27 protein-coding genes are annotated in these 26,587 nt (G+C 70.9%); 13 read left to right on the forward strand and 14 right to left on the reverse strand.

What is annotated here, in order from left to right; all coding sequences use genetic code 11:
• Nucleotides 1-55: 55 nt before the first annotated feature.
• The 8 genes from UYS_RS0208585 (at nt 56) to UYS_RS0208620 (ending at nt 7,705) form a co-directional block, all read left to right on the forward strand.
• Nucleotides 56-955 (forward strand): LysR family transcriptional regulator, encoded by a 900-nt coding sequence (locus UYS_RS0208585; RefSeq protein WP_016855099.1) that lies wholly within the window; start codon nt 56-58, stop codon nt 953-955.
• A 109-nt stretch (nt 956-1,064) separates the two neighbouring features.
• Nucleotides 1,065-1,865 carry a putative hydro-lyase gene (locus UYS_RS0208590; RefSeq protein ID WP_026068435.1) on the forward strand — a complete coding sequence of 267 codons (801 nt, stop codon included), beginning with the start codon at nt 1,065-1,067 and terminating at the stop codon, nt 1,863-1,865.
• Between the two features lie 108 nt (nt 1,866-1,973).
• Nucleotides 1,974-3,056 (forward strand): TRAP transporter substrate-binding protein, encoded by a 1,083-nt coding sequence (locus tag UYS_RS0208595; RefSeq protein WP_016855101.1) that lies wholly within the window; start codon nt 1,974-1,976, stop codon nt 3,054-3,056.
• A 53-nt stretch (nt 3,057-3,109) separates the two neighbouring features.
• Nucleotides 3,110-3,685 (forward strand): TRAP transporter small permease subunit, encoded by a 576-nt coding sequence (locus UYS_RS0208600; protein WP_016855102.1) that lies wholly within the window; start codon nt 3,110-3,112, stop codon nt 3,683-3,685.
• Complete coding sequence (locus tag UYS_RS0208605; protein ID WP_016855103.1) at nt 3,685-4,971, forward strand: TRAP transporter large permease; 1,287 nt, start codon at nt 3,685-3,687, stop codon at nt 4,969-4,971. The genes UYS_RS0208600 and UYS_RS0208605 overlap by 1 nt, the downstream gene beginning before the upstream one ends.
• A gap of 88 nt (nt 4,972-5,059) precedes the next feature.
• Nucleotides 5,060-5,743: a DUF2848 domain-containing protein gene (locus UYS_RS0208610; RefSeq protein ID WP_016855104.1), complete on the forward strand. Its 684-nt coding sequence runs from the start codon at nt 5,060-5,062 to the stop codon at nt 5,741-5,743.
• Nucleotides 5,740-7,146, forward strand: coding sequence for an amidase (locus UYS_RS17175; protein ID WP_016855105.1), 1,407 nt, complete (start codon nt 5,740-5,742; stop codon nt 7,144-7,146). The genes UYS_RS0208610 and UYS_RS17175 overlap by 4 nt, the downstream gene beginning before the upstream one ends.
• A 25-nt stretch (nt 7,147-7,171) precedes the next feature.
• Nucleotides 7,172-7,705 carry an ureidoglycolate lyase gene (locus UYS_RS0208620; RefSeq protein WP_040478158.1) on the forward strand — a complete coding sequence of 178 codons (534 nt, stop codon included), beginning with the start codon at nt 7,172-7,174 and terminating at the stop codon, nt 7,703-7,705.
• A 93-nt stretch (nt 7,706-7,798) separates the two neighbouring features.
• On the opposite strand, the gene astB is transcribed toward UYS_RS0208620, so the two are convergent.
• The 5 genes from astB to UYS_RS0208645 are packed head-to-tail and all read right to left on the reverse strand — an operon-like array spanning nt 7,799 to nt 14,004.
• Entirely contained in the window at nt 7,799-9,139 is a 1,341-nt protein-coding gene (gene astB, locus UYS_RS0208625) for an N-succinylarginine dihydrolase (protein ID WP_016855107.1), read from the reverse strand.
• Nucleotides 9,140-9,153: 14 nt separating this feature from the next.
• A complete protein-coding gene (gene astD / locus UYS_RS0208630; RefSeq protein WP_016855108.1) occupies nt 9,154-10,623 on the reverse strand; it encodes a succinylglutamate-semialdehyde dehydrogenase in 1,470 nt (489 codons plus the stop codon).
• Nucleotides 10,623-11,669 (reverse strand): arginine N-succinyltransferase, encoded by a 1,047-nt coding sequence (astA, locus tag UYS_RS0208635; protein WP_016855109.1) that lies wholly within the window; start codon nt 11,667-11,669, stop codon nt 10,623-10,625. Before astA ends, astD begins: the two co-directional genes overlap by 1 nt.
• Nucleotides 11,669-12,739, reverse strand: coding sequence for an arginine N-succinyltransferase (locus UYS_RS0208640; RefSeq protein WP_016855110.1), 1,071 nt, complete (start codon nt 12,737-12,739; stop codon nt 11,669-11,671). Before UYS_RS0208640 ends, astA begins: the two co-directional genes overlap by 1 nt.
• Nucleotides 12,740-12,789: 50 nt before the next feature.
• On the reverse strand, nt 12,790-14,004 hold the full coding sequence (locus UYS_RS0208645) for an aspartate aminotransferase family protein (RefSeq protein ID WP_016855111.1): 1,215 nt from the start codon (nt 14,002-14,004) through the stop codon (nt 12,790-12,792).
• 189 nt (nt 14,005-14,193) lie between these two features.
• On the opposite strand from UYS_RS0208645, the gene UYS_RS0208650 reads away from it, so the two are divergent.
• The gene (locus UYS_RS0208650; protein ID WP_016855112.1) at nt 14,194-14,826 is read left to right on the forward strand and encodes a class I SAM-dependent methyltransferase; all 633 of its coding nucleotides are present in this window, start codon (nt 14,194-14,196) and stop codon (nt 14,824-14,826) included.
• A 43-nt stretch (nt 14,827-14,869) separates the two neighbouring features.
• Here the strand turns inward: UYS_RS0208650 and UYS_RS0208655 are convergent, their stop codons facing one another.
• Nucleotides 14,870-15,751, reverse strand: coding sequence for a LysR substrate-binding domain-containing protein (locus tag UYS_RS0208655; protein WP_016855113.1), 882 nt, complete (start codon nt 15,749-15,751; stop codon nt 14,870-14,872).
• Between the two features lie 106 nt (nt 15,752-15,857).
• Here UYS_RS0208655 and UYS_RS0208660 point away from each other — a divergent pair, with 106 nt between their 5' ends.
• Nucleotides 15,858-16,562, forward strand: a complete 705-nt coding sequence (locus UYS_RS0208660) for an SDR family oxidoreductase (protein ID WP_016855114.1) — start codon at nt 15,858-15,860, stop codon at nt 16,560-16,562.
• A 78-nt stretch (nt 16,563-16,640) separates the two neighbouring features.
• Entirely contained in the window at nt 16,641-17,549 is a 909-nt protein-coding gene (locus UYS_RS0208665; RefSeq protein WP_016855115.1) for a DMT family transporter, read from the forward strand.
• 101 nt (nt 17,550-17,650) lie between these two features.
• Here UYS_RS0208665 and UYS_RS0208670 read toward each other — a convergent pair whose 3' ends face one another.
• The 3 genes from UYS_RS0208670 to fabV form a co-directional block, all read right to left on the reverse strand.
• Nucleotides 17,651-18,652: a GlxA family transcriptional regulator gene (locus tag UYS_RS0208670; protein WP_016855116.1), complete on the reverse strand. Its 1,002-nt coding sequence runs from the start codon at nt 18,650-18,652 to the stop codon at nt 17,651-17,653.
• 114 nt (nt 18,653-18,766) lie between these two features.
• Nucleotides 18,767-18,976: a hypothetical protein gene (locus tag UYS_RS0208675; protein ID WP_016855117.1), complete on the reverse strand. Its 210-nt coding sequence runs from the start codon at nt 18,974-18,976 to the stop codon at nt 18,767-18,769.
• A 54-nt stretch (nt 18,977-19,030) separates the two neighbouring features.
• Nucleotides 19,031-20,227: an enoyl-ACP reductase FabV gene (gene fabV / locus UYS_RS0208680; RefSeq protein WP_016855118.1), complete on the reverse strand. Its 1,197-nt coding sequence runs from the start codon at nt 20,225-20,227 to the stop codon at nt 19,031-19,033.
• Nucleotides 20,228-20,393: 166 nt separating this feature from the next.
• Between fabV and UYS_RS0208685 the strand changes: the two genes are divergently transcribed.
• Nucleotides 20,394-20,786, forward strand: coding sequence for a DUF7079 family protein (locus tag UYS_RS0208685; protein ID WP_016855119.1), 393 nt, complete (start codon nt 20,394-20,396; stop codon nt 20,784-20,786).
• Nucleotides 20,787-20,884: 98 nt separating this feature from the next.
• Nucleotides 20,885-21,439 carry a cytochrome b gene (locus tag UYS_RS0208690; protein ID WP_016855120.1) on the forward strand — a complete coding sequence of 185 codons (555 nt, stop codon included), beginning with the start codon at nt 20,885-20,887 and terminating at the stop codon, nt 21,437-21,439.
• 13 nt (nt 21,440-21,452) lie between these two features.
• Here the strand turns inward: UYS_RS0208690 and UYS_RS0208695 are convergent, their stop codons facing one another.
• Genes UYS_RS0208695 through UYS_RS0208715 form a run of 5 tightly spaced genes read right to left on the reverse strand, consistent with a single transcriptional unit; the run spans nt 21,453 to nt 26,469 of the window.
• Nucleotides 21,453-21,938, reverse strand: a complete 486-nt coding sequence (locus UYS_RS0208695) for a glutathione peroxidase (protein WP_016855121.1) — start codon at nt 21,936-21,938, stop codon at nt 21,453-21,455.
• On the reverse strand, nt 21,925-24,075 hold the full coding sequence (locus tag UYS_RS17180; RefSeq protein WP_016855122.1) for a transglutaminase TgpA family protein: 2,151 nt from the start codon (nt 24,073-24,075) through the stop codon (nt 21,925-21,927). Before UYS_RS17180 ends, UYS_RS0208695 begins: the two co-directional genes overlap by 14 nt.
• Complete coding sequence (locus tag UYS_RS0208705) at nt 24,072-25,004, reverse strand: DUF58 domain-containing protein (RefSeq protein ID WP_016855123.1); 933 nt, start codon at nt 25,002-25,004, stop codon at nt 24,072-24,074. The genes UYS_RS17180 and UYS_RS0208705 overlap by 4 nt, the downstream gene beginning before the upstream one ends.
• Complete coding sequence (locus UYS_RS0208710) at nt 25,001-25,924, reverse strand: AAA family ATPase (RefSeq protein WP_016855124.1); 924 nt, start codon at nt 25,922-25,924, stop codon at nt 25,001-25,003. Before UYS_RS0208710 ends, UYS_RS0208705 begins: the two co-directional genes overlap by 4 nt.
• A complete protein-coding gene (locus UYS_RS0208715) occupies nt 25,921-26,469 on the reverse strand; it encodes an NUDIX hydrolase (protein WP_016855125.1) in 549 nt (182 codons plus the stop codon). The genes UYS_RS0208710 and UYS_RS0208715 overlap by 4 nt, the downstream gene beginning before the upstream one ends.
• Between the last annotated feature and the right edge of the window lie 118 nt (nt 26,470-26,587).

The raw sequence follows: 26,587 nt of genomic DNA on the forward strand, positions 1-26,587 counted from the left end.
CCGTCGGCGGCCAGACAGGCCGGCGCAGCGGCATGCTGGGCAGCGCCGGCTGACGATGTTCGACTTCAAGGAACTCGAAGCCTTCGTGTGGATCGTGCGCCTCGGCTCCTTCCGGCTGGCGGCGCATCACCTGCACCTGACCCAGCCGTCGGTGTCCGACCGCATCGGCAAGCTCGAGGCGCTGATCGGCGAGCGGCTGCTGGAGCGCTCCCAGCGCCCGGTCAAGCCCACCGCCAAGGGCCGCCAGTTCTACCGCCATGCCGAGCAGCTGCTCGAGGCACGCCAGCAGGCGCTCACGATGCTGGAGCTGGAGACGCCCTTCCAGGGCACCCTGCGCCTGGGGGTGGTGGAAACCGTGGCCCACAGCTGGCTGCCCGATTTCCTGGCCGAGCTGGCCAGACGCTTCCCCGAGATGACGCTCGAGCTCGAGGTGGACAGGTCGCCGGGGCTCGCCGACAAGCTCGCCCAGCACGACATCGACCTGGCCTTCCTGATGGGCCCGGTGAATATCGAGAACGTGCTCAACCGCTACCTGTGCCATTACACCATGGGCCTGGTGGCGAGCCCCGCCCTGGGCTTCGACCCGGCCTTCTTCTCGCTGCCGCGCCTGGGCCAGACCCCGCTGATCACCTTCGCCCGTCACACCCGCCCCTACCACGAGCTGGGCTCGCTGCTGCACCAGCAGGGGATCGACGACGTCAAGCTGCACTGCTCGAGCTCGCTGTGGACCATCGTGCGCATGACCCTCGACGGGCTCGGCATCGGCGCCATTCCGCCACGCATCGTGAAGGAGGAACTGGCCAGCGGCGCGCTGGTCCAGCTGCCCTGCCAACTGCCCGCCCTGACCTTCACCGCCTGTTGGCCCCAGCACCTCGACAGCACCCTGGCGGAGGGCGTCACCGAGCTTGCCATCGAGATCGCCCAGCGCGATCAGGCGGCCCACGAGGACGGCTGATCGGCGGATTGAAAGGTTTTGCCGATCAAGATGTATCGTAAGAATCGATTGGATTTATCAAAGGCGGGTTCCTATCGTGAAGGCATAATCACAAACAGAAGATATCGCCATGCCTTCTTCTTCCTCGATGGCCTCGGCAAGCCCCGCCGAATGCCGCCAGGCGATTCGCCGCGGCGAGTGGACGCGTCACACCAGCGGCCTGGCCGCCGGCTACGCCCAGGCCAACCTGGTGATCCTGCCGGCGCAGTATGCCGACGACTTCATGCGCTTCTGCCTGATGAATCCCAAGCCCTGCCCGCTGCTGGACGTGACCCGTCCCGGCGACCCGGTGCCCCACGGCCTGGGCGAGGGGATCGACCTTCGCCACGACCTGCCCCGCTACCGGCTCTATCGCCACGGCGCCCTGGACGGCGAGTGCACCGACATCGCCGAGCTGTGGCAGGACGACTTCGTCGGCTTCTCGATCGGCTGTTCCTTCTCGTTCGAGGAGGCGCTGATCAATGATGGCCTCGACGTGCGCCACGTCACCCATGACCGCAACGTGCCGATGTATCGCACCAACCGTGCCCTGACCCCGAGCGGCGTCTTTCGCGGCGAGCTGGTGGTGTCGATGCGCCCCTTCCCGGCCGCCCAGGCGATCCGTGCCATCCAGCTCACCACCGACATGCCGCGGGTCCATGGCGCCCCGATCCATCTCGGCCACCCGGAGCTGCTCGGCATCGAGAATCTGGCCGCGCCGGACTTCGGCGAGCCGCCGGTGCTGCACGACGACGACCTGCCGGTGTTCTGGGCCTGCGGCGTGACCCCCCAGCTCGCCATCGAACAGGCGAAACTGCCGCTGGTGATCACCCACAGCCCCGGCCACATGCTGATCACCGACCTGCCCAACCAGCAGCTGAAGTTCGGCTGAGGCGGGCCACTCGTTCTCGGGGCCGGCTCGACCCCGCATCCTCGGGCATCGCGATCCGACGTTCCACCACGACAACACGACATAACAGCAACAAGAGGCAAGCCCCCCATGACCGCATTCCGTCGTCCCGTCTCTGCCTGTCGCCCGACCCGCCTGGCCTCCCGCCTGGTCGGCCTCGGCCTGATCGGCCTCGCCGCCTCGGCCAGCGCCGAGACCTCCCTCAACGTGGTCGGCAGCTGGAGCAGCCTCGAGCTGCACCGCCAGTTCGAGAAGCCCTTCTGGAGCGAGACCCTGCCCGCGCAGAGCAACGGCGAGATCGCCACCCAGGTCACCACCCACGACCAGATGGGCATCACCGGCGGCGACGTCTTCCGCTACCTGGGCGATGGCCTCTTCGATGTGGGCATGACGGTGGCCGACTACACCGTGGGCGACGCCCCGGCCCTCGAGGGCCTGGACCTGCCGATGATGGCCAGCGACATCGACTCCGCCCAGCGGGTCGCCGACGCCTTCCGCCCGCTGGCCGAGTCGACCATGAACGAGCGCTTCAACAGCCACGTGCTGGCCATCGTGCCCTACCCGGCCCAGGTGCTGTTCTGCAACACCCCGATCGAGGGCGTCGAGAGCCTGACCGACAAGAAGGTCCGCGCCAGCGGCCGCTCGACCGGCGAGTTCATCGAGGCGCTGGGCGCCCAGAGCCTCAACATCGCCTTCAACGAGGTGCCGGGCTCGCTGGAGCGCGGCGTGATCGACTGCGCGGTGACCGGCTCCCTGTCCGGCTACAGCGCCGGCTGGCACGAGGTCTCGAGCCACCTGCTGGCGCTGCCGATGGGCGGCTGGGACTACGTGATCACCGCCATCAACCTCGACAAGTGGAACGGCCTCGACGAGACCACCCAGGACCAGATCCAGTCGAGCCTCGACAGCGAGTTCGTCGCCCCGGTATGGGACAACGCCCGCACCGAGACCGCGCGCGGCATCGCCTGCCTGACCGGCCAGGGCGAGTGCCCGCTGGGCGACCCCGCCGGCATGACACTGGTGAACGCCACCGAGGATGACCTGGCCGCCGCCCGCCAGGCCCTCGAGGACACCGTGCTGCCCGCCTGGGCCGCCCGTGTCGATGCCGACACCCTTGAGGCCTGGAACTCAAGCGTGGGCCAGGTCGTCGGCCTGACCGCCACCACGCCCTGAATGGCCGTTCGCCGCCCCGCGCTGGCGGGGCGGCCAACCCTCGAGGTACTCCCATGACGACGCTCCTTTCCGCGCTCGATGCCGTGGTCGCCGCCACGCGCCTCGTGTCCCGATTCGCCGCCCGCCTGATGGGCCTCGCCCTGCTGGCGGTGGTGCTGTTCATCGGCGCCGAGATCCTGATGCGCCAGCTGTTCGGCCACGCCCTCTCCGGGGTCCACGAGTATTCCGGCTATGTGCTGGCGGTGCTCTCCGCCTGGGGGCTCTCGCACACCCTGCTGGAACGCGCCCATATCCGCATCGACGTGATCCACGGCCAGCTCTCGCCGCGCTCGCGCCAGGCGCTCGACATCATCGCCCTGCTGGCCCTGAACCTGGTCGCCTGGACCATCGCCCTCAACGCCTATCCGGTGCTGGCCAAGTCGCTGGCCAACGGCACCACCGCCAACACCCCGCTGGCCACTCCGCTGTGGATCCCGCAGCTGGTCTGGCTGTCCGGCTATGCGTGGTTCGCGATCACCACCAGCGTGCTCGGCGTGCGCGTGCTGGCCGCGCTGTTCACCCGTGACGCCGCCACCATCGAGGCCCTGGCCGGGCCGGACAAGGGCGACACCGCCCGGGAGGCCACCTGATGCTTGCCTTTCTCTCCATCGGTATCCTGAGCCTGCTGCTGGCCGGGATTCCGGTCGCCGTGACGCTGTTCCTGCTGGCCTTCGGCGTCGATCAGTTCTTCTCGATCTTCCCGCTGACCAAGGCGCTGGGGCAGAACCTGTGGTCCGCCGCCGACTCCTTCCTGCTGATCGCGATCCCGCTGTTCGTGCTGATGGGCGAGATCATCGTGCGCGCCGGCATCGCCGAGAAGGCCTACCGGGCCATGGATCACTGGCTGTCCTGGCTGCCGGGCGGCCTGCTGCACGCCAACATCACCACCTCGGCGCTGTTCTCGGCCACCTCCGGGTCCTCGGTGGCCACCGCCGCCACCGTCTCCACCGTGGCCCTGCCCCAGGGCAAGACGCTGGGCTACGATGCCAAGCTGTTCTGCGGCAGCATCGCCGCCGGCGGCACCCTGGGCATCCTGATCCCGCCCTCGATCAACCTGATCGTCTACGGCTTTCTCACCGAGACCTCGATCCCGCAGCTGTTCATGGCCGGCCTGGTGCCGGGGCTGGGGCTGGCGCTGCTGTTCATGATCGCCTCGCTGCTGCTGTGCCTGTGGAAGCCTGCGCTTGGCGGCCCCAGCAACGTGGCCTCCTGGGCCACCCGCCTCAACAGCCTCAAGTTCCTGCTGCCGCTGCTGGCGCTGTTCCTGGTGATCGTCGGCTCGATCTACCTGGGCTGGGCGACCCCCACAGAGGCCGCCGCCATCGGCGTGATCGCCTCGATGGGGCTGGCCGCCCTCAACCGCACCCTGGATCGCAGGATGCTGATGGCCGCCCTCGACGGCACCATCAAGACCAGCTCGATGATCCTGTTCATCATCCTGGCCGCCTCCTTCCTCAACTTCGCGCTGGCCTCCTCGGGCATGGTGCAGCAGCTCACCGGCCTGCTGAACGCCTACGACCTGTCGCCCTTCGCGCTGCTGATGGCGGTGATCGTGCTGTTCATCGTGCTGGGCTTCTTCATCGAGACCCTGTCGCTGATGGTGATCACCATCCCCATCGTCACCCCGCTGATCATCGCCGCCGGCTTCGACAAGGTGTGGTTCGGCATCGTGATGATCCTGTTCGTGGAGCTGGCGCTGATCACCCCCCCGGTAGGCCTCAACCTCTACATCGTCCAGGCCTCGCGCCGCGGCGAGGCCTTCTCCGAGGTGATCATCGGCACCCTGCCGTATCTCGCCGCCATGCTGGTGATGGCCGTGCTGCTGGTGAGCTTCCCGTCCATCGCCCTGTGGCTGCCCCAGACCCTGAGCCAGTAGCCCCGACGCGATCGCCCCGAGTCGATCGTCCCGATCCCGGGCGCCGGCCCACCGGCCGGCGCTCCCGACAACAAGACCGGAGTCCTTCATGCTGAGTTTCACCCATGCCGACGGCACCCTCACCCTGACCCCCGAGCGTCTGGCGATTGCCGGCTGGGCCGGCCGCGACCAGGCCGGCGTGCAGCACCACATCGACGAACTGGCGGAGCTCGGCGTCAAGCCGCCCTCCACCACCCCGCTGTTCTACCGGGGCGGGGTCGAGCTGCTGACCCAGCAGGAGAAGGTACAGATGCTCGGTACCCATGGATCCGGCGAGGTCGAGGCCTGCCTGATCAGCGACGCCGAGGGCACCCTGTGGGTGACCCTGGCCTCGGACCACACCGACCGCCAGCTGGAGGCCGTCGGCGTCGCCGAGTCCAAGCAGCTGTGCGCCAAGCCGATCGGCCGCGAGGTGTGGCGCTACGAGGAGGTACGCGACCACTGGGATCGCCTGGAGCTTTCCAGCGAGATCGAGGAGGACGGCCGCACCGTCACCTATCAGCAGGGCACCCTGGCCGAGCTGCTCGATGTGCCGGACCTGCTGGAGAAGCTGCCCCCGGCGCTGGCGGCGAACGGCGGCCTCGCCCCCAACAGCGTGCTGCTGTGCGGCACCGTGCCGGCCATCGGCGGCATCCGTCCCAGCAAGCCCTTCACCATGCACCTGACCGATCCGGTACTCGGCCGCACCCTCAGCCACCATTATCGGGTCGAGGCCCTGGAGGTGGCGCAATGAACGAGCCTTCCCTCACGACCTCCCAGGCGATGGCGGATGCCTTCTGGGCCCGCCCGCCGGCAAAGCGCCGGCTGTCCGATCTCGCCGTCGCCTTCGAGGCCGGCGACTTCGGCTACCGCGAGGCCGGCGAGGCGCTGAACCGGCGCGCCGCGGCTCTCGATGAGATCGCCCGCGAGACCTTCGTCGAGCACTCCCCCGAGCGCCTCACGGCCCAGGCCGAGGCCCAGCAGGCCCTGCAGGCGGCCGGCGAGGCGCCGCGCGCCCTGTCCGGCGTGCCGGTCAGCATCAAGGATCTGTTCGACGTGCGCGGCGAGGTGACCCGCGCCGGGTCGCGGGTGCTCGAGGCGAATCCCCCGGCGACCCAGGACGCCCCCGCCGTGGCCCGCCTGCGCAAGGCCGGCGCCCTGCTTGCCGGACGCACCACCATGAGCGAGTTCGCCTTCTCCGGCCTCGGGCTCAACCCCCACGTCGGCACCCCGCCCAACCCCCATGACGCCGCCCGCATCACCGGGGGCTCGACCTCGGGCGGGGCCGCCTCGGTGGCCTTCGGCCTGGCGGCGGCGGCGCTCGGCAGCGATACCGGCGGCTCCCTGCGCATCCCGGCGGCCTTCTGCGGGCTGGTCGGCTTCAAGCCGAGCCAGGCGAGCGTGCCCGGCGAAGGGGCCTACCCGCTGTCGCCGAGCCTCGACTGCGTGGGCCCCATCGCCCCGAGTGTCGCCTGCTGCGCCACCCTGTGGCAGGCCCTGAGCGGCCAGTCGCCGCGCCTGGATCCCACGCCCCGCCCGCTGCGCCTGGCGATACCCGACGGCGCCCTGCTCCAGGGGCTCGACGACGCCGTCGCCGCCGCCTTCGAGGAGGCCGTGGCCAGCCTGCATCGCCTCGGCTGGCACCTCGAGCGCCTGCCGCTGGCCGCGGTGGAGGATGCCCACGCCATCAACCAGCAGGGCGGGCTGGTGGTGCCGGAGGCCGCGGCCCTGCACCACGAGCAGCTGGCCGAGCGGGAGGCCGACTACGACCCCTTCATCGCCGAGCGACTGCGCGGCGGCCGCGAGGTGCTGGCGAGCGACTACCTGGACCGGCTCTGGCAGCGCCCCGGCCTGCAGGCCCGCTTCGCCGCCGAACTGACAGGCTTCGACGCGGTGCTGCTGCCCACCGTGGCCATGCTGCCCCCCGAGCGCCGGGCGCTGGAAACCGACGCCGAGGCCTTCCAGGCCGCCAATCGCCGCGCCCTGCGCAACACCAGCGTCTTCAACTACCTGGACGCCAGCGCCATCTCGCTGCCCTACACCGCGGCCGGCGCCGAGCTGCCGATCGGCTTGATGCTGGCCCGCCCCCGGGGCGAGGACGCCGCGCTGCTGCAGGCCGCCAGCGTCGTGGAGACCGTGTTGCAAGGTCACGGCTGATCCCCTCGAGGAGGACATTACCACCATGATGCTGCCGATCGCGCCACTCTCCCCGAGTGCGTTCTCCCCTTACGGCAAGGTTATGGGCTGGCCGGAGGATCTCGCACGACGCGAGCCGAGACACAGCTCCCCCGCCAGCGATTTCGTCCACCAGCTCAGCTTCGATACCGGCGCCGATGGAGGGCCCGCCGAGGTACTCTGGGTGAATTACCGCGATGGCGCGTCGCGCATCGACCGGCTGGAGATGCACCGATTGACCCACCAGGCCGTGGTGCCGATCCACGGCGGCGATCTCGTGCAGATCGTATGTCTCGATCGGGACGATGCCCCGGACATCGATTCGCTGAGGGCCTTTCACCTGCCTCAGGGCCTGGGCATCGCCATGTCTCCGGGCTGCTGGCACGCCACCAGGCTGCTCGACAGGGAGTCGCCGGTGACGGCACTGATGCTGACCCGTCATTCCACCACGCGGGATCTGGTCGCCATGCTGAACGAGCACACCACCGGCCGTGAGAGCCTGCTGCGGCCGCTATCGATCACGGTCGAGCTGGAGGCATGACGATAGGACCGTCAACGCGAGGCGCGAAAAACGACAGGCCGGGTCGGCTCGACGCCTCCCCGGCCTTGTCGTGTCTGGCGCCGCGCGATCCCCTCAGCCGAGCTGGAAGGGGTAGACGCTGCCGAGACGGAGGATGCCGGTGAGCTCGTCCAGGGCGGCGAGGGTCTCGCTGGCGAGCGCCGGGTCGGCCAGGTCGGCCGGGGCCAGGCGGTCGCGATAGTGACGCTCGACCCAGGCGACGAGCTCGCCATGCAGGGCATCGTCCAGCAGCACCCGGCCGGAGATCGCGGCGCGCTCGGCCTCGGAGAGGGCCACCCGCAGCCGCAGGCAGGCGGGGCCGCCGCCGTTGCGCATCGACTGCTTGACGTCCTTCACCACCACCTCGGAGATCGGGTTGTGGCCCGCCAGCAGGTGATCCTGCAGGCAGCGCCACACCGCCTCGCGCTCCTGGCATTCGCCGGGCACCACCAGCGTCATGGTGCCGTCGGGGTTCGTGAGCAGCTGGGAGTTGAACAGGTACGAGACCACGGCGTCCTCGAGGCTCACCGCCTCCACCGGTACCCGCACCGGAATCAGCGGCGAGGCCATGCGCTCGCGCAGCGCGTCCAGGGTGCCCTGCTCGTCGCGGAAGGCAACCTCGTGATAGAGCAGCACCGGGCCGTTGCCCACGGCGATGACGTCGTTGTGGAAGACGCCGGCGTCGATGGCCTCGGGATGCTGCTGGGCGAACACCGTCTGGGCATCGCCGAGGCCGTGCTGGCGGGCCACCGCCTGGCTGGCCTCGAGGGTCTGGCGGGCCGGATAGCGCCGCGGCGCGACGCCGTCGCCGCCGAACGCCTGGCGGCCGTAGACGTAGAGGTGCACGCCCGGCTCCCCATGCTCGCCGGCCAGCCGGGTGTGGTTGGCCGCGCCCTCGTCGGAGAAGGCCGGCGTCGCCGGCAGCGCCGGATGGTGGGCGAAACGGGCCTCGTCGGCGAAGATCGACGCCAGCACCCGGCCGGTGGTGGTCGGCTCCAGGTAGCGGTGGAAGCTCGACTGCAGGTTGGCCGGCGTGAAGTGCGCCCGCCCGTCCGGCGCGTCGACGCTGGGCGTCACCGTGGCGGCGTTGGCGGTCCACATGCTGGAGGCCGAGCACACCGCGCGCAGCAGCTGGGGCGCCTCGTCGGCGGCCCGGGCCAGCACCCGGGCATCGCTGCCGGCGAAGCCGAGCTCGCGCAGCGCGCCCAGGTCCGGGCGCTGCTGGGGCGGCAGCACGCCCTGGGCGTAGCCTGAGTCCATCAGCGACTTCATCTTCTCGAGGCCCTGCAGCGCGGCCTCGCGGGGGTTGGCCACCAGCCCCTCGTGGCTCATCGAGGCCACGTTGCCGTGGGCCAGGCCCGAGTAGTTGTGGGTCGGGCCCACCAGGCCATCGAAGTTGATCTCGCGCATGCTCATATCGGGTTCCCGGTTCACAGCGTCACCCCCGGCGGCAGCTTGTCGGGCAGGCTCAGTGCCTCGCTCTCTATGGAGGCCACGGGGTAGGCGCAGTAGTCGGCCGCATAGTAAGCGCTGGGACGATGGTTACCGCTGTCGCCCACGCCGCCGAAGGGCGCGTCGCCGGAGGCGCCGGTGGTCTGGCGGTTCCAGTTGACGATGCCGGCGCGGATGCGCAGCAGGAAGTCGTCCCAGTCCTCGCGTTCGCCGCCGATCAGCCCGGCGGAGAGGCCGTAACGGGTGTCGTTGGCCAGTGCCATCGCCTCGTCCCAGTCGCGGTAGCGGTGGACCTTGAGCAGCGGGCCGAAGTGCTCCTCGTCGGGCACCTCGAGGCCGGTGACGTCGATCAGCGCAGGCGTGAGCAGGCTGGTGTTCTCCTCCAGGCGCTGCATGCGCGCGAGCACGCTGCCGCCGCGGGCCTCGAGGTCGTCCTGGGCCGCCAGCAGGCCGTCGGCGGCGGCCACGCTGACCAGGCCGCCGTAGAACGGCGCCTGCTCGCTGAACTGGCCGGCCACGTGCAGCCGCGAGATGGCATCGGACAGGGCGTCCAACAGGCGGTCGCCCACCTGCCCCTGCGGCACGATCAGCCGGCGGGCGCAGGTGCAGCGCTGGCCGCCGGACAGGAAGGCCGACTGCAGGATGGTCAGCACGGCGGCGTCCTGATCGGGCACGTCCTTGATCACCAGCGGGTTGTTGCCGCCGAGCTCGAGGGCCAGGATCTTGTCCATCTGGCCGGCGAACTGCCGGTGCAGCAGGCCGCCGACCTTGGCGCTGCCGGTGAACAGCAGGCCGTCGATGCCGCCATGAGAGGACAGCGCCTGTCCCACCGGGGCCGCGCCCTGCACCAGGTTGATCACGCCCTCGGGCAGGCCGGCCTCGCGCCAGCACTGCAGCGTCAGGTCGGCGGTCAGCGGGGTCTGCTCGCTGGGCTTGAAGACCACGGTGTTGCCGGCCAGCAGCGCCGGCACCATGTGGCCGTTGGGCAGGTGGCCGGGGAAGTTGTAGGGGCCGAACACCGCCATCACGCCGTGGGGCCGATGGCGCAGCACCGCCCGGGCCTCGCCCAGGTCACGCTCGCGCTCGCCGGTACGCTCCTGGTAGGCACGGATCGAGATCGCCACCTTGCCGATCATCGCGCCGACCTCGGTGCGCGCCTCCCACAGCGGCTTGCCGGTCTCGCCGGCGATCGCCGTGGCCAGGTCCTCGCGGTGGCTCTCCAGCACCTCACGGAAGCGCTCGACCAGCGCCTGGCGCTGCTCGAACGTGCGCCGCGCCCAGGCCGGGAAGGCGGCGCGGGCGGCCTCGACGGCGGCGCCCACCTGGGCCTCGGAGGCGGCGTGGCCCTGCCACAGCGCCTCGCCCGAGACCGGGTCCTGCTTGGCGAAGCCCTCGGCCTCGCCGTCCTGCCACTCGCCGCCGATCAGCAGCCGTTGCGTCGCCTTCATCACGCCTCCTCGTCGCTATCCAGAATGCGCAGGGTGTCGCCGGCGCCGACTTCGAGGCGTGCCGCCTCGGCCTCGCTCAGCGTCACCACGCCGTCGTCGTCGGGTCCGCGGCCCAGCCAGGCCGCGCGGAAGCCGGCCATGGAGGTGGTCGCGGCCAGCCAGCGCGGCCGTTCGGCCCGCTCGGGCTCGCCGGCCTTGATCTCCACGCGGCAGGTCCGCGACAGGCGCACGCCGCGAACGTCGTCGATATAGGCCTCCACGGTGGGGCCGCCATCGAAGATGTCGATGAACCCTTCCCAGCGCAGGCCCTCCTTCCTGAGCATCGCCAGCGCCGGGCGGGTGTGCTCGTGGACCTCGCCGATGCAGGCCCGGGCCTCCTCGGAGAGGAAAGGGGTGTAGATCGGGAACTTGGGCATCAGCTCGCCGATGAAGCTCTTCTGGCCCAGCCCGGTGAGCCGGTCGGCCTCGTTGAAGTCCATGGGGAAGAAGTTGCTGCCCAGGCACTCCCAGAACGGGCTCCTGCCCTCGGCGTCGAACCTGCCGCGCATCTCGGCCAGCACCTTGTCGGGGAAGCTGTCGCGGAACTGGGCCATGAACAGCCAGCGCATCATCGACAGCAGCGCGCCGTTGCGCTCGTGCCGGCGGTCGCCGCCGCGGTACTCGGGACGCAGGAACAGCGACGCCACCTCGGCGTCGCCGGTGTGATCCGAGCTCAAGAACAGGGTGTCGATAGTGCGGTGCAGGTCAAGCTGCACCGAGGAGTGCGCCAGGGTGCCCAGCCGGTAGTGATAGAAGGGCACCTCCCGGCCCACCTGGCCCTCGATGGCGCAGCAGCCGGCCAGCTTGCCGCTGGCCTCGTCCTCGAGCACGAAGAAGTAGAGGCGCTGGTCCACCGGCGTCTGCTGGGCGAAGGCGCTGACCGCGGTGTCGATCTTGGCGGCCAGGAAGTCGCGGTTGTCGGGCAGCGAGGTGAAGCCCACCCCGGTCTCCCGGGCCACCGCCTGCAGCTCGTCCAGGTCGGACGGGGCGATCGGTCGAATGCGCATCACAGCTCTCCCTCATCGTAGCCCGGGTCGTGGGCGTCGCCCGGCAGACCCAGCGGCGCGGCCAGCACGGCGCGGCCCTCCTCCACGCCGAGCCGCTCGGCGTGCTCCGGCGACAGCATCAGCTGGCCGGTGGGCGACAGCGCATAGCGCGCCACCACGCAGCGGAAGTCGCCGAGGCGCTGGTTGGCGACCATCGCCGGCTCGGCGTCCGGCAGCGAGTGGGCCGGACGGATGCGCACCGGGTGCCAGGCGGCACGGCGGAAGCTCTCGAGCCGCTCGCGCTCGGCCTTGATCACCGGGCCGGCGTCGAAGATGTCGACGTGGCGCGAGCGCAGGAAGCCCTCGGCCAGCATCTCGTCGAGCGCCGCCTCGTGGTCCGGGTGCTCACGGCCGATGGCGGCCCGCGCCTGGGGCGTCAGCAGCGCCAGATAGAGCGGGAACTGGGGCATCACCTCGGCGATGAAGCTCTTCGAGCGCACCCCGGCCACGTAGTTGATGTCCTGATAGTCGCGCTGGAAGAAGTGGCGCCCCACGCTGTTCCAGAACGGCGACTGCTGGTCGTCGTCCAGGAAGCCGGGGAAGGCCATGGCCAGGATCTCGGCGAAGCGCTCCGGGTACTGGGCGATGAACATCAGCCGCGCCCGGCGCAGCAGGCTCTCGGCGCTGGTGCCGCGGTAGCGCGGGTCCAGCGAGTAGGCGCACAGCAGGCTGGCCTCGGAGACCTCGTGGGACAGCGACAGGGTCTGCACCTCGCGGCGCACGTCGAGCTGCTGCGAGGCGTGGATCAGGGTTTCCTGGCGATAGGTGTAGTAGGCCTCCCGGGCGCCGGCCTGGGCGCGCACGGTGGCGGTGCCCACCACCTCGCCGCGCTCCAGGTCCTCGAGCACGAAGGTGTAGTGCTCGTCGCCGGGGAATTCCACCTCGGCCTCGAAGGCCCGCTGGGAGCGCATGATGCGCTCCTCGAGGCGGTCTCGATGGGCCGGCAGGTTGGTCAGGCGCGGCGTGGCGTTGCCCGCCAGCCGCTCCAGGGCCGGCAGATCCGCCGGCCGGGTGGGACGTACGACCAGCATGGCTTGGCCTCCCGCGGATGATTCCGATGCGTCCATGGCGTGGCCGCGGCTCACTCGGACGCCACCAGCCGGGCGATGGCCCGCTCCAGGCGCGCCATGCCCTCGGCGATATCGGCCTCGGGGATCACCAGCGACGGCGCCATGCGCAGCACGTTGGGGCCGGCGACCAGCGCCATCAGGCCCTCCTCGATGGCCAGCGGCAGGATGTCCTTGGCGCGGCCCTCGTAGGCGTCGGTCATCTCGGCGCCGATCAGCAGGCCCATGCCGCGAACTTCCTTGAATACACCGTGCTTGCGGTTGATGGTCTCGAGATGCTCGCGGAACAGGTCGTGGCGGCGCTTGACGCCCTCCAGCACCTCGGGGGTGTCGATGTGCTCCACGGCGGCCAGGGCCACGGCGGAGGCCAGGGCGTTGCCGCCGTAGGTGGAGCCGTGGGTGCCGATGGCCATGGCCGGGGCGATGCGGTCGGTGGTCAGCATGGCGCCCACCGGGAAGCCGCCACCCAGCGACTTGGCGCTGGTCAGGATGTCCGGCGTCACGCCGTACTCCATGTAGGCGAACAGCGAGCCGGTGCGGCCGACGCCGGTCTGCACCTCGTCGAAGATCAGCAGCGCGTCGTGCCGGTCGCACAGCTCGCGCAGGCCCTGCAGGAAGTCCGGCGTGGCGGGCAGGATGCCGCCCTCGCCCTGCATCGGCTCGACCATCACCGCGCAGGTGTCGTCGCCCATCAGCTCGCGCACCGCCTCGAGGTCGTTGAACTCGGCGTGGACGATGCCGCCCGGCACCGGGCCGAAGCCCTGGGAGTACTTGGGCTGGCCGCCGACGCTGACGGTGAAGAAGGTGCGGCCGTGGAACGACTGGCGGAAGGAGATGATCTTGTCCTTCTGCTCGCCGTGGGTGTTGTAGGCCCAGCGACGCGCCAGCTTCAGCGCCGCCTCGTTGGCCTCGCCGCCGGAGGAGCACAGGTAGACCTTGTCGGCGAAGGTGCGCTCGACCAGCGAACCCGCCAGCTTCAGCGCCGGCTCGTTGGTGTAGACGTTGGACAGGTGCCAGACCTTGTCGGCCTGTTCCTTGAGCGCATTGACCAGCACCGGGTGGCAGTGGCCCAGGGAGTTCACCGCGATGCCGCCGGCGAAGTCGATGTACTCACGGCCCTCCTGATCCCACAGTCGGCTGCCCTCGCCACGCACCGGAATGGCCTTCTGCGGCGAGTAGTTGGGCACCATGTACTGGTCGAAATCGCTGCGGGTCGGGGTGTGGATCATGACGTTCTCCGTGGTCTCGAGTCGAACTCGTTCAGGATGAATCGGGGATCATTCGAGTATAGGGAGCCCCCTGGCGAGGGGCTTTCAGCAATGGGACGACGACTTGTGAAAAAGGCAGCAACGCCGGACCGGGGGAATCGGCTAAGGTAGGAAGCGTCGACAGCAGGCGACTGCGAGGAGAAACGCCCCATGCTCAACACCACCGCCTGGAATCGGCGACGCTACGACGCCTATGCGCCGATCTACGACGCCGTGGCCGAGCGAGCCTTCCGCCGCGCCCGGCAGGCCGCGCTGACACAGGTGCACTGGCGCCCCGGCCTGCGCGTGCTGCTGGTGGGCGCCGGCACCGGGCTCGACCTGCCCTGGCTGCCGCGGGACATCGAGCTGCACGCCACCGATCTCTCGCCGGCCATGATCCGGCGCCTCGAACGGCGCGCCGAGGCGCTGCGCCGCGACGTCCAGGCCGAGGTGATGGACGCCGAGGCCCTCGACTATCCCGATGGCCACTTCGACGTGGTGGTGATGCACCTGATCCTGGCGGTGATGCCCGACCCGGCCCGCGGCCTCGCCGAGGCGTACCGGGTGCTGGCCGACGACGGCCAGCTGTGCGTGATGGACAAGTTCCAGGCCGACGCGCGTCCGGCCGGGCTCGGCCGTCGCGCGCTGAACCTCGTCACCTCGGCCATCGCCACCGACATCACCCGCCGGGCGCGGCCGCTGCTGGACGACGCCGGCTTCACCATCGAGCAGGACAGCCCGGTCATGATGGGCACCTTGTTCCGCGCCCTGCTGGCCCGCAAGGCGCGGCCGGCCGACGACTGACCTGCCGCGGGCCCGGTTCACGCGAAGGCGATGGCCGGTCCCGCTACTCGACGGGGAGCGACAGCCGCGCCAAGCACCATTCCCATACCGCCTCTTGCCGGGCGTGAGGCGGGGATGACCGCTGGCGCACCAGGTAATAGCTGGGCGCTTCGATCATGGCCTCCCCCGTGACCTGCACCAGGCGCCCGGCCGCGAGATCTCCCGCCACGAACGCCCGACATGCCAAGGCGATGCCCTGGCCCGCCAGGGCGGCGTCCAGCGCCAGTGTCGTCTGATTGAAGACCGCACCGGGCAGTGGTCCCTCGGCACGCAGAAACCTCGGCCAATGATCGTGCGCGTCATGCAGGAGCGGCAGCTCCCGCAGCCGCTCGGCAGAGAGGGGGAGCGCTGACGCCTGGACCAGATGGGGGCTCGCGACCGCGACCAGCTCCTGGTGAAACAGCAACTCGGCCTCCAGCCCGGACGGGAACGGAGGCCGGGTGAGGCGCACCGCGATGTCCACCTCGTCGCGCTCGAAGTCGGCGAGCGTCTCGGTGGCGACCGTGCGCAATGCCACCCCGGGCAGCGCGGCGTTCAGCTCGGCGAGACGAGGGATCAGCAGCTTCGCGGCGAAGGTCGGCGCCACGCTGATCGTGATCGTCTCCGGTCGCTCCAGCAGTCGTCCGGTGGCGTCCCCGAGGGTATCGAAGGCGCGGGTCACATCCGTCAGGTAGGCCTCGCCCTGGGGCGTCAGGACGAGGCCGCGCGGCAGGCGATGGAACAGGGCCTGGCCGAGGTGCGCTTCCAACGCGCGCACCTGCTGCGCGACGGCGCCCTGGGTGACGCCCAGCTCATCGGCGGCGGCCCGGAAACTCCCTCGGCGGCCCGAGACCTCGAAGGCACGCAGGGCATTGAGAGGGGGCAGCTTGCGGCGGGAGAGCGTCATGACGATAGCCTATAGTTTTTCTACAGCCTGGCACGTTTATTCATCACGCGAAACTTCGGCTGTCACTCGCCACAATGCCTCCAGAACCTGACCAAAGGAGGCCGTCATGGCTGAAGAAAAAGTGGCACTCATCATGGGCGGAGGATCCGGCATGGGAGCCGCTGCCGCGCGCAGATTGGCTCAGGATGGCTATCGTATCGCCATCCTCTCCCCGTCGGGCAAGGGCGAGGCTCTGGCCGAGGAATTGGGTGGCGTCGGTGTCACCGGCTCGAATCAGTCACTCGACGACGTCAAGCAGGTCGTGGATCTGACGATGGCGACATGGGGGCGGATCGACGCCTTGGTCAATTCCGCCGGTCATGGTCCGCGCGCACCGATCCTCGACATCCCAGACGAGGACTGGCACCAGGGCATGGAGGTCTATTTCCTGAGCGCCGTGCGTCCGATTCGTCTTGTCGCGCCGATCATGGAAGCTCAGGGCGGTGGAGCCATCGTCAACATTTCGACGACCTGGGCGTTCGAGCCGTCCAGCGTATTCCCGACCTCGGTGGTATTCCGGGCGGGCCTTGCCAGCTTCACCAAACTCTTCGCGGATGCCTATGCGTCGAAGAATGTCCGCCTGAACAATGTGCTGCCCGGCTGGATCGATAGCCTTCCCGAGGTCGATGAGCGCCGTGACAGCGTGCCGATGGGGCGCTATGGGACCGTCGAGGAAATCGCAGGCACCGTGGCCTTCTTGCTGTCAGAAGGCGCGGGCTACGTCACCGGCCAGAACCTTCGCGTCGATGGCGGAGTGACCCGCTCCATCTGACGACGCCTGTCCTGCCACCGCAACGGGCCGCCCTTGCTCAGGAGGGGGCTCGTTGCGCTCTTGCTCGAGGAGAACGCCATGTTGCGTGCCTATGCGGCGCTCGCTGCGCTGGGCATCATCTGGGGCTCGAACTTCATCTTCATGAAGTGGGCCACCGATGTGATCTCGCCGACACAGACGGTATTCCTGCGTGTGCTGTTCGGCTTCCTTCCCCTGGCCCTGGTGGCCTGGCGAGCCGGGGTCCTGTCGCGAGATCAGTTGCGCCATCTGCCGCACTTCGCGGTCATGTCGGTGCTGGCGACGACCTTCTACTACTACGGCTTCGTGGCCGGTACCGCCCGGCTGCCATCGAGCCTGGCCGGACTCCTGAGCGGTTCGATCCCTATCTTCACCTTCCTCTGCGCGGTTCTGTTCCTGCGCCAGGATCGCCCGACCGGCCAGATGGCGGCCGGCGTTGCCCTGGGCTTCATCGGCATTGCGCTGAGCGCACGCCCCTGGGAAGGCACCGAGGGGGTCGCACTCACCGGGGTCCTCTGGATGCTGGCCGGGACACTGAGCCTCGGGGTGTCCTTCGTCTACGCCCAGCGGTGCCTGTCGCCGCTGCGGCTGCCCCCGCTGGCCCTGGCGACCTGGCAGACGGGGCTCGCCTTCCTGACCCTGCTGATCCTGACCGACTTCGACGGCATGACGGCCATCGCGGGAGACCCACGCGCCCTGTTGGGCGCCGTCGTCGGCCTGGGCATGCTGGGCACCGGCGTGGCCTTCTTCACCTACTACTTCATCATCGAAAGGCTCGGCTCCGTGCAGGCCGCAGGCGCCACCTACATCGCGCCGCTGGTGGCCGTGATCATCGGCGCCGCGGTCGGTGAGGACATCACCGCCACCCTCATCCTCGCGCTGGGCCTGATCCTGGGGGGCGTGGTGCTGATCCAGACGGGCAAGCGCCGCAACGCCGATGCGCCCATGTCGTACCAGGCCAAGGAGTAGACACGACCCTGACGGCGTTCCACCACAAGATGCCTGCAGCAGGTTGCCGGACGGACAGGGAGACGTCACCGACGCGAGCCCGGCCAGGGCCGGCAGACGGATCACCGACGCAACGCGCCGCCCATGTCGCCCAGGCGCTCTTCCCGGGGCGTGATGCCGAAGTGGTTGCGATAGGCGGTGGAGAAGTGCGCCGCCGAGGAGAAGCCGGTCTGCAGGGCGATCTCGCCGGCCGGCCGGTCGCTCTCGCGCAGCTGCTTGCGGGCCTGCTGCAGGCGCAGGTTGAGGTAGTAGCGGCTGGGCACCGCCTGCAGGTGCTTCTTGAACAGGCGCTCGAGCTGGCGCCGCGAGATGCCGAGATGCTCGGCCAGCTCGTGGGTGGTCAGCGGCTCCTCGATGTTGGACTCCATCAGCGCCACCGCGTCAATCAGGCTCTGCGGGGCATTGCCCAGCCGGGTGCGCAGCGGCACCTGCTGGGGCTCGTCGCCCATGCGGATACGCTCGAGCACGAAATGCTCGGAGATGCGCTCGGCCAGCTCGGCCCCCTGCTGGGTGCCGATCAGCGTCATCATCATGTCCATGGCGGCGGTGCCGCCGCCGCAGGTCAGGCGGTCGCGGTCGATCTCGAACAGCTGCTGGGAGAGCCGCACCCGGGGATGGTCATGGGCGAAGGCCTCGAAGCGCGTCCATGGCAGGGTCGCCCGGTAGCCTTCGAGCACGCCGGCCCGGGCCAGCACCTCGGTGCCACCGCCGATGCCGCCCAGCACCACCCGGGCGGCGGCCAGGCGACGCAGCCACTCGAGCAGCCCCTCGGGCACGCTGCCGGCGAGCGGCCCGGGGGCGCAGACCAGCAGCATGTCGAGGGCCTGGTCCGGCTCGCCGGCCGACGCCTCGGGCACCAGCGCCTGGCCGGCGGCACTGGGCACCGGACGCTCGTCGATCGCATAGGTGGAGAGCCGATAGAGGCTGCGCTCCGCCAGGCGGTTGGCCACCACCAGCGGCTCGGTGGCACAGGCCTGGGCGAGCAGCGAGAAGCCGGGCAGCACCACCACGCCCACGTGCCGGGACAGCGGCACGGCGGATGCAACGGGCGGGGCATCGGGCATGGGGCACTCTCGAGAACGGGAAAAGCCCCATTCTAGGCCGAAGGCGTCGGGCGTAACAGCCGTGCGGACACGCCGACGCCGGGCGCAAGGCCCGGCGTCGTGCACGATGGCGGCTCAGTCGGCCAGGCCGATCACCAGCAGGCCGACGATCACCACGGCCACCACCACGATCAGCGCGGGCAGCAGCCAGGCCATGCCGCTGTCGGGCTCGCGGGCCTCGGGCTGCTCCACGTCCGGCTCGGGGTGGTCGTAGTCCTCGGGCTGGCTGACCTCGTGCAGGTGTGTCAGCTCCTCGTCCGGCGTCTTGCTTTCCCGTGACTCCATGGGCACCTCCGGGCGCGTGGGTCGGAAAACGGGACGCCGGCGCGCCGGGCCCCGTTACAGGTTCACGACATCGAAGTCCCGCTCGGTCGCCACGTCGGCGTCGTAGTCGACGTCGTCGCGCTCGAAGCCGAACAGCTTCAGGAACTCGTGCTTGTAGCCAGCATAGTCGGTGATGTCGAACAGGTTGTCGGTGGTCACCTGCGGCCACAGATCCTTGCAGGCCTGCTGGACGTCGTCGCGCAGCTCCCAGTCGTCCAGGCGCAGGCGGCCGGCCTCGTCGGTGTCGGCGCTGCCGCCGTATAGGCGCTCGGCGAACAGGCGGTTGAGCTGGTCGATGGTGCCCTCGTGCAGGCCCTGCTCCTTCATCACCTTGTAGACCATGGCGATGTAGAGCGGCATCACCGGAATGGCCGCGCTGGCCTGGGTGACCACGGACTTGAGCACCGCCACGTTGGCGCTGCCGCCCTGCTTGGCCAGGTGCTTGTCGATCTCGCCGGCGGCGCGATCCAGATCTTCCTTGGCCTTGCCCAGGGCGCCGTGCCAGTAGATCGGCCAGGTGATCTCGGTGCCGATGTAGCTGAAGGCCACCGACTTGGCGCCTTCGGCCAGCACGCCGGCCTTGTCCAGGGCGTCGATCCACAGCTCCCAGTCCTCGCCGCCCATCACCGCGGTGGTGTCGTCGATCTCCTGCTGGGTCGCCGGCTCCACCTCGGCCTCGATGATGGCATCCTTGTTGGTGTCGATGGCGGTGGCGCGGTAGGTCTCGCCGATCGGCTTGAGGCTGGAGCGCTTCATCTCACCGCTGTCCGGCAGCTTGCGCACCGGCGAGGCCAGCGAGTAGACCACCAGGTCGACCTGGCCCATGTCCTGCTTGATCAGCTCGATGGCCTTTTCGCGGGCCTCGTGGGAGAAGGCGTCGCCGTTGATGGACTTGCTGTACAGCCCTTCCTGCTTGGCGAACTTGTCGAAGGCGGCGGCGTTGTACCAGCCGGCGGTGCCCGGCTTCTTCTCGGTGCCCGGCTTCTCGAAGAACACGCCCAGGGTATCGGCACCGTAGCCGAAGGCCGCGGTGATGCGAGCGGAGAGGCCATAGCCGCTGGAGGCCCCGATCACCAGGACCTTCTTCGGCCCGGCGCTCTTGTCCAGGTTGCGGGCGCGGGTCGCCTCGATCTGCTCGAGCACGTTCTGCTCGCAGCCGACGGGGTGGGTGGTGGTGCAGATGAAACCGCGGACCTTGGGCTTGATGATCACGTTAGACCTCTTGGCGTTCGCAGCGGGGCGGCGGACAACCGCCGCCCCGGTGAAAGGAAATTCGTTCGTGGCGACATTCTAGCGGCCTCGTCCGGCGCTGTCCGCCCTTGAGCGCGGCCGCCGGCTGGGGCAGGATGCTGGCCATCCCCCACCCTCAGGAGAACCCATGGACGCACAGACCCTCGTCGACACGCGCGGCGACCTCTGGCTGGCGCTGGCGCCGCTGTGGCTGGAGCGGGAACCGCGGGAGACCGACTACGCGCGCATGATCGAGGAGATCGAGCGCCACGGCCTGAGCGAGCGCGAGCTGGAATGGGTGTTCCGCCTGGAGCTGGCCCCGGTGCTGACCCGCCAGCAGATGTCGGTGGCCGGCGAATGGCGCGAGTTCGACGACTACCGGCTGATGAAGCGCCTGGTGGCCCACAACCTGCGGCTGACCGGCTGGCGCCGCCGGACCTGGGCGCTGTTCTCGGGGCTGACCACCATGATGGCCCGCCATCGCTTCAACGAGCTGATGGAGCGGCTGATGATCGCCCGCGGCCAGGACGTGCCTTCCTGACGCCCCCGAAACGCTGTCGCCCCATCCGCCGCTGTGCCAGTCTGTGACGGGCGAGCCGGCGCCGCCGGCATGACGTCCCGACACGGAGCTAGCGCCCCATGGACACCCGCCTCATGGATCACCGCCACGGCTACGGCCTGGTCACCCGCACGTTCCACTGGCTGATGGCCCTGCTGCTGCTGTGGCAGGCCGTCTCGGTGGTGCTGCGGGTGACGGTCGACGACACGCCGCTGGCCGACTTCTTCTTCGGCTACCACTTCTCCAACGGCGTGCTGATCCTCGCCCTGGCGGTGCTGCGCGGCGCCTGGGGGCTGCTCAACCTGTCGCGCCGGCCGCCGCACGACCGCCCCATCGAACGCCTGGCCGCCCTCGCCCACGTGGCGATGTACGCGCTGCTGATCGTGGTGCCCGGCGTGGCCCTGATCCGCGCCTTCGGCTCCGACCGGGCCTTCTCGGCCCTGGGCCTGTCGATCTTCGAGGGGCGCGAGACCGAGGTCGAATGGATGACCGGCCTCGGCAGCCAGTGGCACGGGCTGCTGGGCTGGACGCTGCTCGCCCTGATCGTCGGCCACATCGTCATGGCCTGGGTGCATACCCGCGTGTGGAAGGAGCCGCTGATCCGCCGCATGACCCGCGGCAGCGACCGGGAATAGTCCGCCGGGCGGCTCAGGTCTCGTCGAGGGCCCGCTCCAGCGCCTCGACCAGCACCGCCTCGCCGTCCCGCGGCGAGAAGCGACGGATCACCCGGCCGTCGCGGCCGACCAGGAACTTGGTGAAGTTCCACTTGATCATCCCCGTGCCCAATATGCCGGGCGCCTGACGCTTGAGCTCGACGAACAGCGGATGCGTGCCGCCGCCGTTGACCCGCACCTTCTCCATCAGCGGGAAGGTCACGCCGTATTCCCGCTCGCCGAAGGCACAGAAGGCCTGGGCCGACTCCGGCGACTGGCGGGCGAACTGGTTGCAGGGAAAGGCCAGCACGGTGAAACCGCGGTCGCGGTAGCGACGATAGAGCCGCTCGAGGTCGCGCAGCTGGGGCGTGAAGCCACACTGGCTCGCCACGTTGACGACCAGCAGCACCTGGCCGCGCAGGGCGCGCAGGTTGAAGGGCTCGCCACGGGAGGTGTGGCAGTCGTGATCATGGATGCTCATGGCGCGTGCTCGCAGTCTGTGCTTTCACGATGACACGCCGTGTGGCGCGGCGCCAGTCCCGGCGCGCCCGCCCGAGCGCGGCATGCAGGCGGCGCGCGGCCTCGCGCCGTTCGGACGCGTCGAGCGGCGCGTAGAGCCACTGTTCCAGGGTCTCGGCGGCCGCCTCCAGCGCCGGCCCGGCGGCGTCCCTGTCCCGCGCGACCCGCCTGAAATGCGCCGCCGGCGACTCGCCGGGACGCAGCGGATAGCCGCGCCGCCCGAGCCAGGCCTGGAAGGCCGCGAGGCGGCGGGTCTCGTCCCGCCGCCCGCACCACCATCGCCGCCAGCCGCGCCACCCGAGTGCGCCCCCCGCCACGGCGAGCAGCGCCAGCACGGCGAGGCCCACGACACGCCAGGGGCCGAGCGCGACCAGGGCCCTGCCCAGCTGCGCCAGCGTCTCGGTCAGCTCCGCCATCAGCCGCTCCCGGGCCGCGCCCCGATAGTCGATCACCCCGCGCTGCCACTGATACTCCAGGCGCTCCCATTCGAGACGCATCCCGTTGAGCCAGCCGACGCCACGATAGCGCAGCGGCGAGAAGGGCGAATCGGCGAGGAAGGCCTCGCGCCCCTCGCTCACCGCCGCCGCGCCCTGCTCGATGCGCTCCGGGGCGATGGCCGCGGTGGGATCGAGGCGCTGCCAGGCGCCGTCCTGCCACACCTCCACCCAGGCGTGGGCGTCGTAATCGCGCACCGTGAAGTGGCCGTCGGGATGGCGCTCGCCGCCCAGGAACCCCGCCACCAGCCGGGCCGGGATGCCGGCCATCCGCGCCATCACGGCGGTGGCCGAGGCGTAGTGGGAACAGTAGCCGGCCCGGGCCTCGAACAGGAAATCGTCGACCCGATGCGGGCCGGTGAGCCGCGGCGGCGACAGCGTATAGCGATACGGCGCCTGGCCGAAGCGCGCCAGCACGGCGTCGAGGTAGCGCCGCGGGTCGCCGTCGCTCTGGCGCCACAGCCGCCTCGCCAGCGCGCGGGTGCGCGGGTTGGTGTCGGTCGGCAGCAGCCGGAACCAGCGGGTGCCGGCGGGATCGGCGAAGGCCGGCGCCTCGCCGCTGCTCTCGAGGTCCAGCAGCGCGCGGCTGCGCAGCGCCTCGCGACCGGCCAGGGTGCCGTCGGCCAGGAAGCGCTGGGGCTCGCCGGCGCGCAGCGGCGTGCCCAGGCTCGGCCGCCAGGGGCGGCTGTCGGGCTCCAGCAGCAGCGCGTAGTCGTAGCGTGGCGGATCCTGCCCTGCCCAGGCGCTGGCCCGGCCCTCGCGCACGAAGCGCGACAGCGGTCGCTCCAGGGTCGCGGCCTGCTGCGACGGCGAGACCCGGCTCCAGCTGATGCCGTCGAAGTGCGACAGCGTGTAGACGCGCCAGTAGCGCTCGCCGGGCGGCGGCGCCTGGCCGCGGAACTCGGCGCGGAAGGCCCGGGCATCGCTGCGCGACAGCTCGGCGATGTCGCCGGGCGAGACGCTGTCGGAGAGCCCGGTGGCGGCCCGCGGGGTCTCGGGCATGTGCCACAGCGGCGGCAGTCGCGGCACGACCAGAAACAGCGCCACCATCAGCGGCGCCGAGAGGCCCAGCAGCCAGCCGACCTCGCCCCAGGCCCGACGGCGGCTGCGCGCCCCGGACAGCCACATCAGCGACTGCAGCTGCCAGGTCAGGGCGACGAACGCCGCCAGCGCCAGCGGCAGCCCCTGGCCGTGGAGGAAGGCCACGCCGGTGGCCACCAGGCCGATCGCCACCACCACCCGGGCGTCGCGCCGGTCGTGGGTCTCCAGCAGCTTGAGCAGGTAGACGCCCAGCAGCAGGCCGATCAGCGCCCGCATCTCGCCGAGGCTGCCGTACTGGCCCCACAGCGCCGCCACCAGCGCGCCCACCGCGGCCAGCCGCAGCAAGAGCCCGGCCCGCGGGGCGTCGCGGCGCAGCTGGCGGTAGCGGTAGCCGGCCACCACCACCGCCACGCCGGCGAACCAGGCCGGCATCCAGGCCAGATGCAGCGCCAGCACCAGGCACTGGCCGACGAACAGCCGCCACAGCATGGCGCCGCTCAGCCCGCGCCCGTCGGCCAGCACCGCCGGGGCCTCGGCAGAACGGGGCCGTGACGCCCGGCTCATGGCGCGGCCTCCCCGTCCGCCCCGGGCCGGCAGCGGGCCAGGGCGTCGAGCGCCGCGCGGCGATGGGCCTCGCCCTGCCCCGGCGCCAGCGTCAGGTCCGGCAGGCGCAGGCCGAAGCGCTCGCCGGCACGATGATGGGCCAGCACCCGGGCGCACAGCCAGGACAGCCGACGCTCCGGGTCGCCGCTGCCGTCGGCGTAGTCGAGCCATACAGCGTCCCGCGGGGGCGCCTCGAAGGCCTTGCTGGCCAATGTGCCGGTGCGGCTCCACTGCTTCCAGGCCAGCCGCGCCGGCCCGTCGCCGGGCGCCGCGCGTCGCAGGCCGGCGAAGTCCTCCTCCTCGCGGCCGGGGCCGCCGTCGGCGCGGTACGTCTCGGCCTCGCCCAGCGGCTGCGGCCAGATCACCAGCTCGTGCTCATGGGCCTGCCAGGCCAGGGCGCGCACCAGCCCCAGCGGCCAGCGGCTCTCGAGGCTCAGCGTCGGCACGCGCCACACCCCGCGCGTCGGCGTGGGCACACACAGCTCGCCCTCGCCGCGGCCGTCCTCGACGTCGAACCGGGCCCGCTCGCGGTTGCAGCGCACCTGCAGCGCGGTGCGCGGCCGGCGGGACTCGGCGATCACGCCCAGCCGCGCCGCGCCGCCGGCGAAGGCCTCGGCGGGCAGGCGCAGGCTCAGGCGCACGCCGAGCAGGTTGCGCCAGGCGCGCAGCAGCACCGCCACGCCCAGGGCGAACAGCCAGAAGGCCAGCGCATGGATCAGGCTGTTCTGGTAGTTGATGCCGAGCAGCATCAGCAGCACGATGAGCACCGCCCAGCCCAGCCCGAAGCGGGTCGGCAGCAGGAACAGCCGCCGCTGGGGCAGCGGCGCGCCGAGCGGGGCGGCCAGGCGATGCCATCCGTTCCGCGGCCAGGCGCGGCGCCGCCAACTCATCCCAGCACCGGCACCCGGCCCAGCAGCCGATGGGCCAGCGCCTCGCCCTCGTCGCGCCGGCCGCCGAGGCGGTGGGCCACCACCGGCGCCCACACCGCCTGGACGTCCTCGGGCAGCACGTGGTCGCGCCCGGCGAGCATCGCCCAGGCCCGGGCGGCCCGCAGCAGCGCCAGGGCGCCGCGCGGCGACAGCCCCCAGCCGGCCTCGGGATGCTCGCGGCTGGCGGCGGTCAGCGCCTGCACGTAGTCGAGCAGCGGCTCGGCCACGTGCAGCCGCTCGCAGCGCGCCTGCCAGTGGCGCAGGGTCTCGGCGTCGAGCAGCGCCGGCAGCTCGCCCAGGGTCGAACGCCCGGCCTGGCCGCGCAGGATCTCGCGCTCGGCGCGGGCATCGGGATAGCCCAGCGACAGCCGCATCAGGAAGCGGTCGAGCTGGGACTCGGGCAGCGGGAAGGTGCCGGCCTGCTCCTGGGGATTCTGGGTGGCGATGACGAAGAAGGGATCGGGCAGCGTCCGGGTCTCGCCCTCCACGGTGACGCGGCCCTCCTCCATGGCCTCGAGCAGCGCGCTCTGGGTCTTGGGCGTGGCGCGGTTGATCTCGTCGGCCAGCACCAGGCCGTGGAACACCGGCCCAGGATGGAAGCGGAAGCTGGCCTCGCGGGGATCGAACACCGAGACGCCGAGCACGTCGGCGGGCAGCAGGTCGCTTGTGAACTGCAGGCGCTGCATGTCGAGCCCGGTGACCCGCGCCAGCGCCTGGGCCAGGGTGGTCTTGCCGAGCCCGGGCAGGTCCTCGATCAGCAGGTGGCCGCGGGCCAGCAGGGCGCACAGCGCCAGGCGCACCTCGCGCGGCTTGCCCAGCACCACGCCCTCCAGGGCGGCCAGCACCGCCGCCAGCCGTTCGCCGTCGACGGGGCGGTTCACGCGCCCGCCTCCAGCCACCCGCGCTGCCACAGAGCCTCCACCGCCTGGCGGGTGTCCGGGGTCACGCCCTCCAGCGTCAGCGCCTCCTCGGGCGGGCACCAGAAGGCGTCGGCGACCTCCTCGGCCTGGAGCGTGAGCGGACCGTCGTAGTCGACCAGGTAGGCGCTGCCGAAGATGTGATGGCCGTCGGCGTCGTAGACGAACTCCAGCACGTGGCGCAGCGGCTCGCCGACGATGCCCAGCTCCTCGGCCAGCTCGCGGCGGGCGGCCAGATGCACCGGCTCGCCGGCCCCGACCACGCCGCCGGCGGCCAGGTCCAGCCCGCCGGGGAACACCTCCTTGGTCAGGGTGCGACGCTGCACGCACAGCTCGCCGGCGGCGTTGCGCACCACGATGTAGGTGGCGCGATGCCAGTAGCGATAGCGGCGCATGGTGGCCCGGGACGCGCTGCCGCAGGGCCGGTTGCGGGCGTCCACCAGCTGGATGCTCTCGTCGGCGATGCGGGGGGCGGGCAGCGGCGCGGGCGCCAGGGCGTCGTCGGTCATCACGGCTCTCCGGGGAAATGTCTTCAGCCTACTCAGTCAGGCCCGGAGCGTCACGCGTCATCGGCTCACGCCGGCCCCGCGTCCAGGGTGCACTATCCTCATCCACGCAGGCGCGGCG

This window comes from Halomonas smyrnensis AAD6 (assembly GCF_000265245.1).
Lineage (GTDB): Bacteria > Pseudomonadota > Gammaproteobacteria > Pseudomonadales > Halomonadaceae > Halomonas > Halomonas smyrnensis.